General features: G+C 73.0%; 12 protein-coding genes. 8 read left to right on the forward strand and 4 right to left on the reverse strand.

The genetic code is table 11. The features are described 5' to 3' along the window. Window positions 1-54: 54 nt before the first annotated feature. Window positions 55-1,467, forward strand: coding sequence for a nucleobase:cation symporter-2 family protein (locus tag OIE69_RS07375; protein ID WP_326571132.1), 1,413 nt, complete (start codon window positions 55-57; stop codon window positions 1,465-1,467). On the opposite strand, the gene OIE69_RS07380 is transcribed toward OIE69_RS07375, so the two are convergent. Continuing rightward, the gene (locus tag OIE69_RS07380) at window positions 1,369-1,764 is read right to left on the reverse strand and encodes an ArsR/SmtB family transcription factor (RefSeq protein WP_326571133.1); all 396 of its coding nucleotides are present in this window, start codon (window positions 1,762-1,764) and stop codon (window positions 1,369-1,371) included. The two genes, OIE69_RS07375 and OIE69_RS07380, sit on opposite strands and share 99 nt — an antisense overlap. A 250-nt stretch (window positions 1,765-2,014) precedes the next feature. Between OIE69_RS07380 and OIE69_RS07385 the strand changes: the two genes are divergently transcribed. The 4 genes from OIE69_RS07385 (at window position 2,015) to OIE69_RS07400 (ending at window position 5,676) form a co-directional block, all read left to right on the forward strand. Then, entirely contained in the window at window positions 2,015-3,100 is a 1,086-nt protein-coding gene (locus OIE69_RS07385; RefSeq protein ID WP_326571134.1) for a WD40/YVTN/BNR-like repeat-containing protein, read from the forward strand. A 31-nt stretch (window positions 3,101-3,131) separates the two neighbouring features. Further along, window positions 3,132-3,809 carry a uracil-DNA glycosylase gene (locus OIE69_RS07390; RefSeq protein WP_326571135.1) on the forward strand — a complete coding sequence of 226 codons (678 nt, stop codon included), beginning with the start codon at window positions 3,132-3,134 and terminating at the stop codon, window positions 3,807-3,809. A gap of 25 nt (window positions 3,810-3,834) precedes the next feature. Continuing rightward, window positions 3,835-4,674: a phospholipid scramblase-related protein gene (locus OIE69_RS07395; RefSeq protein WP_326571136.1), complete on the forward strand. Its 840-nt coding sequence runs from the start codon at window positions 3,835-3,837 to the stop codon at window positions 4,672-4,674. Between the two features lie 126 nt (window positions 4,675-4,800). Continuing rightward, window positions 4,801-5,676, forward strand: coding sequence for a sirohydrochlorin chelatase (locus OIE69_RS07400; RefSeq protein WP_326571137.1), 876 nt, complete (start codon window positions 4,801-4,803; stop codon window positions 5,674-5,676). Window positions 5,677-5,769: 93 nt separating this feature from the next. On the opposite strand, the gene OIE69_RS07405 is transcribed toward OIE69_RS07400, so the two are convergent. The 3 genes from OIE69_RS07405 to OIE69_RS07415 form a co-directional block, all read right to left on the reverse strand. After that, window positions 5,770-6,807, reverse strand: a complete 1,038-nt coding sequence (locus OIE69_RS07405) for a lactonase family protein (RefSeq protein ID WP_326571138.1) — start codon at window positions 6,805-6,807, stop codon at window positions 5,770-5,772. A 78-nt stretch (window positions 6,808-6,885) separates the two neighbouring features. Then, window positions 6,886-8,157, reverse strand: coding sequence for a nitric oxide synthase oxygenase (locus OIE69_RS07410; protein ID WP_326581033.1), 1,272 nt, complete (start codon window positions 8,155-8,157; stop codon window positions 6,886-6,888). A gap of 432 nt (window positions 8,158-8,589) precedes the next feature. Continuing rightward, window positions 8,590-10,107, reverse strand: coding sequence for an FUSC family protein (locus OIE69_RS07415; RefSeq protein ID WP_326571139.1), 1,518 nt, complete (start codon window positions 10,105-10,107; stop codon window positions 8,590-8,592). Window positions 10,108-10,477: 370 nt separating this feature from the next. Here OIE69_RS07415 and OIE69_RS07420 point away from each other — a divergent pair, with 370 nt between their 5' ends. Genes OIE69_RS07420 through OIE69_RS07430 form a run of 3 tightly spaced genes read left to right on the forward strand, consistent with a single transcriptional unit; the run spans window position 10,478 to window position 14,185 of the window. After that, window positions 10,478-11,005, forward strand: coding sequence for a (2Fe-2S)-binding protein (locus OIE69_RS07420; protein WP_326571140.1), 528 nt, complete (start codon window positions 10,478-10,480; stop codon window positions 11,003-11,005). Continuing rightward, window positions 10,992-11,981, forward strand: a complete 990-nt coding sequence (locus OIE69_RS07425) for an FAD binding domain-containing protein (protein ID WP_326571141.1) — start codon at window positions 10,992-10,994, stop codon at window positions 11,979-11,981. The genes OIE69_RS07420 and OIE69_RS07425 overlap by 14 nt, the downstream gene beginning before the upstream one ends. Beyond that, entirely contained in the window at window positions 11,978-14,185 is a 2,208-nt protein-coding gene (locus OIE69_RS07430) for a xanthine dehydrogenase family protein molybdopterin-binding subunit (RefSeq protein ID WP_326571142.1), read from the forward strand. Before OIE69_RS07425 ends, OIE69_RS07430 begins: the two co-directional genes overlap by 4 nt. Window positions 14,186-14,253: the final 68 nt, after the last annotated feature.

A 14,253-nucleotide genomic window follows, 5' to 3' on the forward strand; every position in this document is an offset into this window, starting at 1 on the left:
GGCAACTGCTTCATCGTTCCACCGCTCACCCGCGCCGCGTTCGAGGAGCTGCCCATGGCGACGCCGCCGCACCGTCCCGCCGTCCATCCCGTCGACGAGGTCCTGCCCGCCGTCCAGCTCGGGGCGTTCGGGCTGCAGCATGTGCTGGCGATGTACGCCGGCGCGGTGGCCGTGCCGCTCATCGTCGGCGGTGCGCTGAAGCTGCCGCCCGCCGACCTCGCCTACCTGATCACGGCGGACCTGCTGGTGTGCGGCATCGCCACGCTGCTGCAGTGCGTCGGCTGGTGGCGGTTCGGCGTCCGGCTGCCGATCATGCAGGGCTGCACCTTCGCGGCGGTCGCCCCCATGGTGCTGATCGGACAGGACGGCGGACTCCCCGCGATCTACGGCGCCGTCATCGCCTCGGGAGTGGCGATGGTCCTGCTGGCACCGGTCTTCGGGCGGCTGCTGCGGTTCTTCCCACCGCTGGTGACCGGCACCGTGATCCTGGTCATCGGGCTCAGCCTGCTGCCGGTGGCCGGCAACTGGGCCGCGGGCGGGGTGGGTTCGGCCGACTTCGGGGCGCCGCGGAACATCGGCCTGGCGGCCGCCGTGCTCGTGGTCGTCCTGCTGGTGCAGCGCTTCGCGCCCCCTGCCGTCGCGCGCGTCGCGGTCCTGGCGGGCATCGTGCTGGGCACCCTGGCGGCCGTTCCGCTGGGCTTCACCGACTTCGGCGCGGTCGGCGACGCCGACTGGGTCGGGATCAGCACGCCGTTCCACTTCGGCACGCCCGACTTCCAGGGCGCGGCGATCGCCTCCATGCTCGTCGTGGCCCTGGTGACGATGACCGAGACGACCGGCGACATCATCGCCGTGGGGGAGCTGACCGGCCGCCACGTGGAGCCGCTGCGGCTCGCGGACGGGCTGCGCGCCGACGGCGTGTCGACCGTGCTCGGCGGGGTCTTCAACACCTTCCCGTACACCGCCTACGCGCAGAACGTGGGCCTCGTGGGGATGACCCGGGTACGCAGCCGCTGGGTGGTGGCGACCGCGGGCGGCATCCTCGTACTGCTGGGGCTGCTGCCGAAACTGGGCGCCGTGGTCGCGGCGATCCCCACGCCGGTGCTGGGCGGCGCGGGCCTGGTGATGTTCGGGACGGTGGCGGCGAGCGGGGTGCGGACCCTGTCCACCGTCGACTTCCACGGCAACGGCAATCTGACCGTGGTGGCGGTGTCGGTCGCGGTCGGACTGCTGCCGGTCGGCGTCCCGGATGTGTACGACGCCTTCCCCGACTGGTTCCAGACGGTGATGGACAGCGGGATCAGCGCGGGGTGCATCACCGCGATCGCGCTGAACCTGCTCTTCAACCACTTGCCCGGCGGCCCCGGTTCAGGCGCGGACGAGGCCGTTGGCCCCGCCGAGCCGCCCGTCCTGCCGGTCGGCGGCGGCGAGGACGCTGTCCAGAAGCCCGGGGAAGAGCGCCTCTAGGTCGGCACGGCGCAGCGCGTTCATCTTGGAGGTGCCCCGGTAGGTCTGGCTGATCACGCCGGCCTCCCGGAGCACCCGGAAGTGGTGGGTGCAGGTCGACTTGCCGACCGGCAGATCGACCTCGGAGCACGCCGCCTCCACACCGCGCGCCGCCAGCGTCCGCACCACGCGCAGGCGCATGGGGTCGGACAGCGCGTGCAGGACGGCCTCCAGGCGGATCTCCGCGCGGTCCGGGTGCGCGCACACCCTCCCGCCGGGTACGCGGGCGGCCGCGGCCGGGAGCTGCTGCGGGGTCATGGACCCATATTACGAGAATTCTCGTAGTTCGACCGTGGACGTACCACCTGGATCCCGGGGACCGGGCCAAAACTGACGGGTCCGCAGATACGCACCACGTGACCGCCGATCACGTACGGAGCACCGCGGGCTCACGGCCCGGTACGGCCCGCTTCCGCGGGGAGAACGCGCGCCGCGGCCCCCGTTGTCAGTGGGGCGGTGCAGAATCTGTGATGCAGAACACATTCCCGTAGTTCGGAGATGGTGCGTCATGGACGACGTCGTACTCGCGATCGGCACACGAAAAGGACTGTTCCTGGGACGGCGGGGCGCCGCCGGCAAGTGGGAGCTGACCGGACCGCACTTCCCCATGCAGGCGGTGTACTCGGTGGGCATCGACACGCGCCGGGCGGTACCCCGGCTGCTGGTCGGCGCGGACAGCTCGCACTGGGGGCCGTCGGTGTTCCGCTCCGACGACCTCGGGCGCAGCTGGGAGGAGCCGGCGAGGCCCGCGGTCCGGTTCCCCAAGGACACGGACACCTCGCTGGAGCGTGTCTGGCAGATCCAGCCCGCCGGCACCGGCGCCCCGGACCTGGTGTGGGCCGGCACGGAACCGGGTGCGCTCTTCCGCTCCGACGACGGCGGGGTGACCTTCGAGTTCGTGCGGAGCCTGTGGGAGCACCCGCAGCGGGAGCTGTGGGGCGCCGGATTCGGCGGGCAGGCGGTGCACACGGTGGTCACCGATCCGCGCGACGCCGACGCGGTGATCGCGGCCGTCTCCTCCGGCGGTGTCTACCGCTCGTCCGACGGCGGCGCGAGCTGGGAGTCGTCCAACACCGGGCTCAAGGCGGAGTTCCTGCCCGACCCGTACCCGGAGTTCGGCCAGTGCGTGCACAAGATCGCCCGTGACGCGGAGGACCCGGACCGGCTGTACCTGCAGAACCACGGCGGGGTCTACCGCAGCGACGACGCCGGCGCGGCGTGGACGGAGATCGGCAAGGGCCTGCCCGCGGACTTCGGTTTCGCCGTGGCCGCCCACCCCCGCCGCGGCGGCGTCGCGTACGTCTCCCCGGTCAACGACGGCAGCGACCGCTACCAGCCCGACTACCGCTGCCGGGTCTACCGCACCGAGGACGCGGGCGCCTCGTGGACCGCCCTGTCCGCCGGCCTGCCCACGGAGGAGCACTACGGCGTGGTCCTGCGCGACGCACTGCGCACCGACGACGCGGACCCGGTCGGCGTGTACTTCGGCAACCGCAACGGCGAGGTGTACGCCAGCTCCGACGAGGGCGACAGCTGGCGGCTCGTGGTCTCGCACCTGCCGGACGTGCTCTGCGTCCGGGCGGCCGTGGTCTGATTGTCGGTGCGAGCCACTAGAGTGACTCCCCGTGGCAGCACGACCGTTGAACGAGATCGTCGAAGAGGGCTGGGCCAAGGCGCTGGAGCCGGTCGCCGGGAGGATCGCCCAGATGGGCGATTTCCTGCGCGCCGAGATCGCCGCGGGCCGCACCTACGTGCCGTCGGGGGCGAACGTGCTGCGCGCGTTCCAGCAGCCCTTCGACGACGTCAGGGTGCTCATCGTGGGCCAGGACCCGTACCCCACCCCGGGGCACGCCGTCGGGCTCTCCTTCTCGGTGTCCCCGGAGGTGCGTCCGCTGCCCGGCAGCCTGGAGAACATCTACCGGGAGCTGAACACCGACCTCGGCCTGCCCCGGCCCTCCAACGGCGACCTGACCCCCTGGACCCGGCAGGGCGTCCTGCTGCTCAACAGGGCGCTCACCACCGCACCTCGCAAGCCCGGGGGGCACCGCGGCAAGGGCTGGGAGGAAGTCACCGAGCAGGCCATGCGCGCGCTCGTCGCGCGAGGCAAGCCGCTGGTGTCGATCCTATGGGGCTCCGACGCTCGCAAGCTGCGCCCGCTGCTGGGGAGTCTTCCTGCGGTCGAGTCCGCCCACCCCTCCCCCATGTCGGCCGACCGCGGGTTTTTCGGTTCGCGTCCGTTCAGCCGGGCCAACGACCTCCTGGCACGGCAGGGCGCGAATCCGGTGGACTGGCAGCTGCCCTGACAGAGGCAGCCGTTACCCTGCCCGGGTGACGACGCAATCGAACACCCCGGCGGGCTGGTACCCGGACCCGCACGGCACGCAGAACCTGCTGCGCTACTGGGACGGCTCCCAGTGGACGGAGCACACCCACCCGGGCGGCGCGCAGGTCCCGCCGCAGCCCAAGGCGAACCCCTGGGAACTGGGCGTCGACGGGGGCGCCGACCCCTCGCGCATCCAGCGCCAGGTGCAGCAGCAGGCGGGCGTCTCCCCCACCGGCCCGGGCGGGGGAACGCTCTTCAGCGAGCCCGTCCTGGTGGTCAACCAGAAGGCCAAGCTCATCGAGCTGAACAACGAGTACAGCGTCTTCGACCAGCAGGGGCGCCAACTCGGCTCGGTGCTCCAGGTCGGCCAGAGCACCGCGCGGAAGGTGCTGCGCTTCGTCGCGAGCGTCGACCAGTTCATGTCGGTGCGCCTGGAGGTCCGTGACGCGCACGGACAGCCGCAGCTGCTCCTGACGCGTCCGGCGAAGTTCATCAAGTCCAAGGTGATCGTGCAGCGCGCCGACGGCACGACGCTCGGCGAGATCGTCCAGCAGAACGCCATCGGCAAGATCAACTTCGCCTTCGAGGTGAACGGCCAGAAGATCGGCGCGATCAAGGCCGAGAACTGGCGCGCCTGGAACTTCGCCATCGTCGACCACACCGACACCGAGGTCGCCCGGATCACCAAGACCTGGGAGGGCCTGGCGAAGACGATGTTCACCACCGCCGACAACTACGTGCTGCAGATCCACCGGCAACTGCCGGACCCCCTGCTGAGCATGGTCGTCGCCTCCGCGCTGACCGTGGACACCGCCCTCAAGCAGGACTCGCGCGGACTCGGCTGATGGTGGCACGCATACGGTGCCGGGGCGTGCGGACCCGGCACCGTATCAGGACAGAACCGGACAGGTAACCCCTGCGATGGACCCACCCGAACAACAGAGCGCGCAAAGGCACTAGCATGCCTCGCCATGAGCACTGCCGAAGGCCCCGCACCCGGCCTGCCCGTTCGTATGCCCCGCCCCCGCCAGCCCGGGCGGCACCGGCGGCCGGAGCCGCTGACCACGCCCGAGGGTGCACCCGCGCTGGTCCTCGCCGTGCCCGGCACGCCCTCTCCCGCGATACGCAGTCTCGCCGAGGAGATCGTCAGCATCGCCCGCATCGAGCTCTCCGGACTCGACCCGCGCATCGGATACGTCGACGGTGACGGCGAGGAGTACCCGACTCTCGAGTCCGTGCTGGCCCAGGCCGCGACCGAGCGCGGCGACCAGGCCCCCGCGGCCGTCGTGGTCCCGCTGCTGGCCGGACCCGAGGCCTCGGTGATGCGCCGGCTGCGCCAGGCCGTTGCTGACAGCCGTTCCGCGGCGGAGGTGACCGACGTGCTCGGCCCCCACCCGCTGCTGGCGGAGGCACTGCACGTGCGTCTCTCCGAGGCCGGCCTGGCCCGCGCCGACCGCGCCCGCCTGTTCACGGTGGCCACGGCCGCCGACGGCATCATCCTGGCCACCGTGGGCGGCGAGGAGGCCGTCCAGGCCGCGGGCGTGACCGGTCTGCTGCTGGCCGCGCGTCTCGCGGTGCCGGTGCTGGCCGCCGCGCTGGACATCGAGGGCTCGGTCGCCGGGGCCGCCGAGCAGCTGCGCTCCTCCGGGTCGACCACGCTGGCGCTCGCGCCGTACGTGGTCGGTCCCGAGGTCGCCCCCGAGGTGCTGCACGACGCCGCCAAGGAGGCCGACTGCTCCGCGGCCGACGCGCTGGGCCCCTACCCGGCCATCGGCAAGCTGGTCGTCTCCACGTACACCGCGGCCCTGGGCATCGCCCAGCCGTCGCTGGGCGCTCCGCTGAGCTGAACCGTGGGCCGTCGACGACGACGGCGTGGTGGCCGGCCCCGGGACGCCGGGGCCGGCCACCACGCCGTCGCATGTTCGGGCAGGCCGCTGCCGTCAGCAGAAGACCACGCAGGACGCGGCGGGCACGGGAACCGAGCCCGCGAGCTTCGGCGTGCCGGTGGCCGGGTCCACGTCGAACCAGCTGACGTCGCCGGAGCGCTCGTTGGCCGCGTAGAGCCGCTTCCCGGAGGTGTCGAGGGTCAGGTGACGCGGCCAGTCGCCGCCGCAGTCGACGGTCTCCAGCAGTTCCAGCCGGTCACCGCTCTCGTCGACGGACAGCACGGCGATGCTGTTGTGTCCGCGGTTGGCGGCCCACGCGAACCGGCCGTCGGGCGAGACGACCAGCTCGGAGGGGTAGTTCGGGCCGGAGGCGTCCGCGGGCAGCACGGAGACCTCGGCGACGGGCTTCAGACGGCCGACCTCCGCGTCCCAGTGACAGACCGTCACCACGGAGTCCAGCTCGTTCATGACGTAGGCGCGGTCCCCGCGCGGGTGGAAGGTGAGGTGGCGCGGTCCGCTGCCGGAGCGCAGACCCATCTCGCGTTCCACCTCCAGCTCCCCGCTGTCCGCGTCGAGTTCGCAGACGCGCACGGAGTCCGTGCCGAGGTCCACGCTCAGCACCCAGCGCCCGGACGGGTCGGGCAGCACCATGTGGGCGTGCGGGCCCTGCTGCCGCTCCGGGTCGGGGCCGTCGCCCTCGTGCTCCAGGACGTGGCGCGGCCCGCCGAGCGCGCCGCGCTCGTCGACCGGCAGCACGCTGACGGTGCCGGAGGCGTAGTTGGCGGTGAGCAGGTGTCCCCGGTGCAGGCACAGGTGGGTGGGCGCGCCGCCGCCCACCGGGACCGTGGCGCCCAGCGGTTCGGGGCGGGCGGGGTCGGCCAGCGAGAACACGGCCGCGCCGCCGTCCTCGGCGTGCTCGCTGACGGCGTAGAGCAGGCCGCGGTCCTCGGAGAGCACGAGGAAGGAGGGGTCCCCCACCGCGGAGTCGGCGCGCAGCACCGTCAGCGCTCCCGAATCGGGGTCGACGGCGGCGGTGGTCAGTCCCTTTCCGCCCGCCGAGGTGAACGACCCGATGTAAACGTGCCCGGCCACTGCCGTACCTCTTCCGCAGGTTGTCTGTACGGCGGCTGAGAGTAACGCAGTGGCCGGAAACCGATGCCGTTGCCCCCGTCACACCAGCGTCTCGCCGCGGGCGAGGGCGAGCGACTCGGGGTGGTGGACGTAGGCGGGGGTCAGGTCGCCGGTGTCGTAGTAGCGGTGGAAGACGCCGGTGGCCGAGCCGGAGATGGGCGGCACGATCCACGACCAGTCGGCGGGCACCGGACGGCCCTTGCGCTCCTCCCGTTCGATGTGGGCGAGGAAGCGCCGGGACTCGGTGTGGTGGTCGGTGATGCTGGCGCCGACGAGGTCGAAGGAGTGCAGCACGGCCCGGTTGAGCTCGACCAGGGCACGGTCGCGCCAGAGCGAGCGGTCGCTGCGGGTGTCCAGGCCGAGCCTGTCGGCGAAGCGCGGCAGAAGGTCGTAGCGGTCGGCGTCGGCGAAGTTGCGGGCGCCTATCTCGGTGCCCATGTACCAGCCGTTGAAGGGGGCGGCCGGATAGCAGACGCCGCCGATCTCCAGGCACATGGAGGAGATGGCCGGGACGGCGTGCCAGCGCAGGCCCCACTCCGCCAGCCAGTCGAGCTCCGGATGCACGATCGGCACCTCGAGCACGGCGTCGGCGGGCAGCGTGAAGTGACGCGGCGGCTCGGCCCCGCCCTGCACGACCAGCGGCAGGACGTCGAAGGGCGTGCCGGGGCCGCCGGGCCAGCCGAGTTGCCGGGCCACCTCGGTGATGCCGGTGTTGCCGGGGTCGCCGAGCACACCGTCGTCGGGCCGGGCGTAGCCGGCGTAGCGGATGAGCTGGTCGTTCCAGATCCTCGGGCCGGGACGGTCCGGGGTGTCCGGGGCGAAAACGGTGATGACCGGGCGGATCCGCCCGCCGTTGGTCGCGACCCTCAGGTGGGCGGCGGCCTCCAGGGCCACCCCGCGCGCCGTGGCGACATGGCGGCGGTCGCGGACCTGCAGGGAGTTCCAGTACAACCGCCCTATGCAGCGGTTGCTGTTGCGCCAGGCGACGCGCGCCCCGAAGACGAGTTCCTCGTGGGTGTGCCGGTAGGTGCCCGTCGCGTCGATCTCGGCGAGCACCGCGGCCAGCCGCTGCCGCGGGTCACCCGCGACGCCGGGGAGCTCACTGTGGTACTGCCGCAGGAAGTCGGTGGCCAGCGCGCGGACGTCCACCTCCTTGTGCCGGACGGCCGTGGCCCCCGACCTGTCCTGACCTGCGGCGCCGTCGACGGGGCAGGTGGCCGCCACCTCATCGGGACGCGGCGCCTCGCCGCCCTCGTCCACGGCCTGCGGGTGCCCCGCGGGGCACCCGGCCAGTGGCTCCGGGCCGTCCATCCGCGCGTGCTCCGCCGCGGGCGGGACACGGCCCGGCCCGGCACGCCGTTCGTTCTTCCCCCCGGTACGGCGCAGAAATCTCAGCACGCCTGGCACCCCCAAGACCACCCTGCGCGAACCGTTTCCCTCACGGCCCGCGGATACGGCACGAGACGGGAATCGGTCTCACCGCTCGTCCGGAGTCAGTCATCCTGGCATGCCGGGCCGAACAGGACGCCGAATCGGGTGGATTGACGACATCGCGACCCGGGTTGGACGCAATCCGGTCAGATGACGACGGCGACCGGTCGCGATCGGCCCGGGGGCGCACATCAACCCGGCACGCGCGCCCGGCGCCCGCCGATGGGTCTCCGCCCGCCGAGGGCGCTCCCCGCGCGCCGTGGCACCGGACGCCGCCCGTCGGTCTCGACACGGCGGCAGGCCCGCAGCGGCTCAGGCGGGCCCGGCCGACGGCTCCGGGCGCGCGGAGGCGCCCAGGGGAACGGCCAGACCGGCCAGGGCCGTCTCGAGGCCGCGCAGGTGCTCCAGGGCCCGGTCGGCGTGCGGGTGCGGCCCCGCGCTCTCGCCGGCGGCCGTACCGGGCGCCGGGGTCCCGCTCCCGGCCGCATCCGGTGGCACCAGTCGCCGCACGGCGATCTCGGCACGGCGGCAGGCCGCGGTGAGGCGTTCGTCGTGGCAGGCGTGCGGGTCGGCCACGACCTCCGCGAGGCCGCGGACCTGGCGGGCGCACTCGTCGAGCAGGGCGAGGACGGTACGGGCGCGGGCCTTGCGGCGGCGCAGCGGGCTGAGGGGGTGCACCAGCGGGGCGACGGTGGCCCGCACCCGCTCCAGGAGGACGTCGAGTTCCGTCACGTGGCGGGCCAGGTCGTCGCCGGGGCCGCCGGCGAGGTGGCGGGCGGCCTCGCCGGTGAAGTCGCGGACCGCCTGGAGCGCGCGGCGGATCCAGGCGTCGGTCGCCGCGTGCGTGCGCACCGGCAGCACCAGGAGGACGGCGACGGCCGCGCCCAGGGCGCCGACGGCGGTCTCCCCCAGCCGCAGGGCGAGCAGACCGGGGTGGAGGATGCCGAGCAGGCCGTAGAGCAGCCCCGCCATCACCGTCACGAAGAACATCATCCAGCTGTACGAGACCGGCGCGGTGTAGAAGATCCCGAAGACGCAGACGGCGACGAGCGCCGCGGTCGGCGTGGGCGCCCCGTGCAGCGGGAGTGCCACGGCGAGTCCGGCGACGACGCCGGTGACCGTGCCCAGGACGCGGCGGAAGCCGCGCACGAGGGTCTCGCCCCGCGAGGTGGTGTTCACGAAGATCCACCAGGCCGTGCCGACGGCCCAGTACCAGCGGTCCTCGGACAGCGCCTGGCCCACCGCCACCGCGATGCCGCCGGCGAGCACCGCCTGGAAGGCCTGCCGGGTCGTCGGGCGGCGCAGCCCCCGCGGCTGGGGCAGGACGACGGCCGGCGCCGGGACGGCCCCGCGCTCGTAGCACCACAAGCCGAAGCGGACGAGGGCGGCGCAGCCCAGCCCGAGGCCCATGGCCCCGTACAGCTCCGGCAGCAGTCCGGGAGCGGCCCGCAGGAACTGGGCGATGAAGAACATCATGAAGGCGAAGACGCCCAGCGCGTGGCCGCGCGGCCCCCAGCGGCGGGCGTAGACCCCGGCGAAGACCACCGCGAGGAAGGCCGCGTCCCGTGCGCCCGGGTACGGGTGCAGCCAGGCGGCCAGCGCGAGGACGGGGAACCCCGCCGCGGGCATCAGCGCGGTGGTCACGGCCTGGCGGCCCGGCCCCCGGTCGGTGACGACGAACAGCGCGAGCAGCGCGGCGAGCCCGCCGACCACGACGGCGGGCAGCGGCAGCCCGGCCGCCGCCACGGCGGCGACCGCCCCCGCGATGCCCAGGACCGCGCGCGAGGCGCCGCGCAGCCGCGTGCGCCCCGGGTCCGGTGCGATGAACATCCGCCTCACCACCACGTGCTCGTCCGCCCCCTCGTTCGTGTCACGGCGTATGTCCGCGCATGGAAAAGGCGCTACGTGGCCTCGTGCCTCCCGCAACGCCATCGTCGCCCCCAGGAGAACATCCCCGGCGCCCATGGCTCAAGCGAGCGCGAATGCACTGGGCCATTGGCCCACCGGCCGATGGCACGGCCGGGGCGGGGCCGAGCCACTGGCCCATGCCGAAACGCCCATTCGGCGTATATTGAGGAGAAAGGCGGACATATTGACGCGAAAAGTCGATGCCGCCTTTAACGGCGCCTGACGAACCAACTCACCGGATCCGCCCCAGGAGGGGCTCGAGTCGTATCCGACCCGTCCGGAGGAGGACGCGATGAGGGACGTGGCGAGCGAGCGGGACGTGGACCGTCCCGGAATCACCGAGAGGGTCGTGACACTCGACGTCAACGACCGGTCGTACACCCTGCGCCTGGACACCCGGGTCACGCTGCTGGACGCGCTGCGGGACCGGCTGGGCCTGACGGGCACCAAGAAGGGCTGCGACCAGGGAGCGTGCGGAGCGTGCACGGTCCATCTCGACGGCAGGAGAGTGCTGGCCTGCCTGACACTGGCCGCCCAGGCCGAGGGCCGGGCGATCACCACCATCGAGGGCGTCGCCGGCACGGAGGGACCGCACCCGGTGCAGCGGGCCTTCATGGACCACGACGGCTTCCAGTGCGGTTTCTGCACCCCCGGGCAGATCATGTCCGCGGTGGCGCTGATGGCCGAGGGCCGGGCCGGCTCCGACGAGGAGATCCGGGAGTTCATGAGCGGCAACCTGTGCCGCTGCGGCGCCTATCCCAACATCGTGGCCGCCGTTCGCGAGGCTGCGTCCGGGGGAGGTCACGATGCACACCTTTGAGTACGTACGGGCCACCGACACCCAGGAGGTCGTGCGGATGCTGGCGGAGGACCCGTCCGCGTCCTGCCTCGCGGGCGGCACGACCCAGCTGGACCTGATGAAGGACGGGGTCCTGGAGCCGCCGACGCTGATCGACATCACCCGGCTCCCGCTGCACGGCATCGAACGGCGCGGCGAGTCGCTCCACGTGGGGGCGCTGGCCACGATGGAGGAGCTGGCCGCCGACGCCACGGTCGCCCAGCGGCTGCCGGTGGTGCGCGAGGCCCTCCTGCTGGGCGCGTCGGTGCAGCTGCGGAACATGGCCACCATCGGCGGCAACATGCTGCAGCGCACCCGCTGCCGCTACTTCCGCGACCCGGCGGTCCTCGAGTGCAACAAGCGCGCACCGGGCACGGGCTGCGCGGCCGTGCAGGGCGCGGCCAGGATGCACGCCGTGCTCGGCGTGAACGAGAACTGCATCGCGCTGCACGCCTCCGACCTCGCCGTCGCGCTCGTGGCGCTGGACGCGGTCGTGCACATCCAGGGGCTGTCGGGGCGGCGCACCGTCCCGCTGACGGAGTTCTACGTGACGGCCGACGAGAGCCCCGAGCGGGAGAACGTCCTGGAGCACGCCGAGCTGATCACCGAGGTCGAGATCCCGCTCCCGCCGCCGTCCGCCCGGTCGGGTTACCTCAAGGTCCGCGACCGGGTGTCGTACGAGTTCGCGCTGACCTCGGCCGCCGTGGTGCTGGTCGTGGAGGACGGCACGATCCGTCAGGCCCGGGTCGGGTTGGGCGGGGTGGGCTCGAAACCGTGGCGGGCGTACGAGGCCGAGCACGTGCTGACCGGCGCTCCCGCGACGTCGGCCACGTTCCAGGACGCGTCCGAGGCGACGATGCGCGACGCGTGGACCGTGCCCGGCACGGCCTTCAAGGTGCCGCTGGCCCGCCGGACCCTCGTCCGCGAACTGCAGACAGTGTCAGGAGTGACGGCATGAGCACGGTCGAGAGCAGGCCACTGGTAGGCGCGGGCGTCAACCGGCTCGACGGACCGCGCAAGGTCACCGGAACCGCCCCCTACCCGATGGACTTCAGTGTCCCCGGCCAGGCCTACGGCGCCCTGGTGCAGAGCACCGTCCCCGCGGGCCGGATCGTCCGCATGGACACCGAGGAGGCCGAACGCTCCCCGGGCGTGATCTCGGTACTCACGCACGAGAACGCCCCGCAGGTCGGAACCGGCCCCACCACGGTGCTCGGCGAGGCCCCGCCGGCCCCACTGCGCAACGACCGGATCATCCACCACGGGCAGCACATCGCCTTCGTGGTGGCCGAGACACCGGAACAGGCCGCGGCGGCGGCCCGGCTGGTGCACGCCGAGTACGAGGCCGCGGAGCCGCTGCTGGACCTGCAGGACCCGAGGGCGCAGCACGTGGTCGACCCGTGGCAGATGGACCACACGCGCGGCGACGTCTCCGCCGCCCTGGAGGCCGCCGACGTCATCGTGCGCGGCACGTTCCTCACGGCGGACAACACCAACAACCCGCTCGGGCTGTTCGCCACGCTGGCCGCGTGGGAGGAGGACACCCTCACCGTCCACGACACCAGCCAGTGGCCTTCGATGGTGCGCACCACCCTCGCCATGGCCTTCGGCATCCCCGAGAGCTCGGTCCGGGTGCTGGTGCCCTACGTCGGCGGCGGTTTCGGCGCCGGGCTGCGAGCGTGGCCGCACGTGATCCTCACCGCCATGGCGGCCCGCACGACCAAGCGCCCGGTGAAGCTCGTGCTGACCCGGCCGCAGATGTTCACCTCCGTCGGCCACCGTCCCAGCGGGGTCCAGTGGCTCAGCGTGGGCGCCACGCGCGACGGCGAACTGGTCGCCCTCGACCACCGCAGCCTCAGCTCGCTGAGTATGGAGGACAACGACTTCGAGCCGTTCTCCCACGGGACCTCCTTCGCCTACCGGTGCCCGAACGTCATCACCCGGGACCAGCAGGCCAAGCTCAACATCGCCGTGCCGACGTCGATGCGCGCCCCCGCGGAGGCGCAGGGTTCCTTCGCGCTGGAGTCGGCCCTCGACGAGCTGGCGTACACCCTGCGGATGGACCCGCTGGAGCTGCGGATCCGCAACCACACCGAGGTCGACCCGCGCAACGGGCTGCCCTGGTCCGGCAAGGCGATCCTGGAGTGCTACGAGGTCGGGGCGCGGCGCTTCGGCTGGGCCGACCGGAACCCGGAGCCGCGGTCCATGCGCGACGGCAACTGGCTCGTCGGCTACGGCATGGCGAGCGCGATGTTCCCGTACTTCGCGACGCCGTGCATGGCCGAGGCCACCGTCAACCGCGACGGCAGCGCGTTCGTGCGCAGCGCGGCGACCGACATCGGCACCGGCACGTACACCGTGATGGCACAGCTGTCCGCCGAGGAACTCGGCCTGCCCCTGGACAAGGTCCGCTTCGACCTCGGCGACTCCGACATGCCCGACTCGATGATGGCGGGCGGCTCCGGCCTGACCGGTGCGCTCGGCAACGCGGTGCACGACGCCTGCCGCAGGCTCGTGGGGTTGTTCGCGGACCTCGCCCGCGGGGACGCGGACTCGCCGCTGCTGGGCGCCTCCCCCGAGGGCGTCGAGGTCTCCGGCGGGCGGGTCCACCTCGTCGGCCGCCCGGACCGCGGGGAGCCGTACGCCGACATCCTGGCCCGGCACGGGCTGGCCCAGCTCACGGCGACCGGCGGCAGCACACCCCTGGACCCGGCCGAGATCGACATGTCCCCGGCCGGTGCCTACGGCGCGAAGTTCGTGGAGGTGCGCGTCGACGCCGACCTCGGACTCGTCCGGGTCGCCCGGGTGGTGTCCGTGATCGACGGGGGCCGCATCCTCAACGAGAAGACGGCGAGGAGCCAGATCATCGGCGGGACGGTCGGCGGGATCGGCATGGCCCTCTTCGAGGACACCGTCACCGACCCGCGCACCGGCCGCATCGCCAACGGGACGTTCGCCGACTACCTCGTCGCCGTGAACGCCGACATCCCGGAGCTGGACGTCGTCTTCGTCGGTGAGCCCGACCGCGGTTCGCCGACCGGCACCAAGGGAGTCGGCGAGGTCGGCCTGGTCGGCATCGCACCGGCCATCGCCAACGCCGTGTACCACGCCACGGGGAAGCGCTTCCGCGACCTGCCGATCACCATCGACAACCTGCTCTGAGCGGCGCGCACGGGCCGCCGGCAGCGTCGGGCCCTCCCCCACCGCCCCCGGACCCCGAGGAGGCCGCG

Origin of the sequence: Actinacidiphila glaucinigra, assembly GCF_035918135.1 — a bacterium.
GTDB lineage: Bacteria > Actinomycetota > Actinomycetes > Streptomycetales > Streptomycetaceae > Actinacidiphila > Actinacidiphila glaucinigra.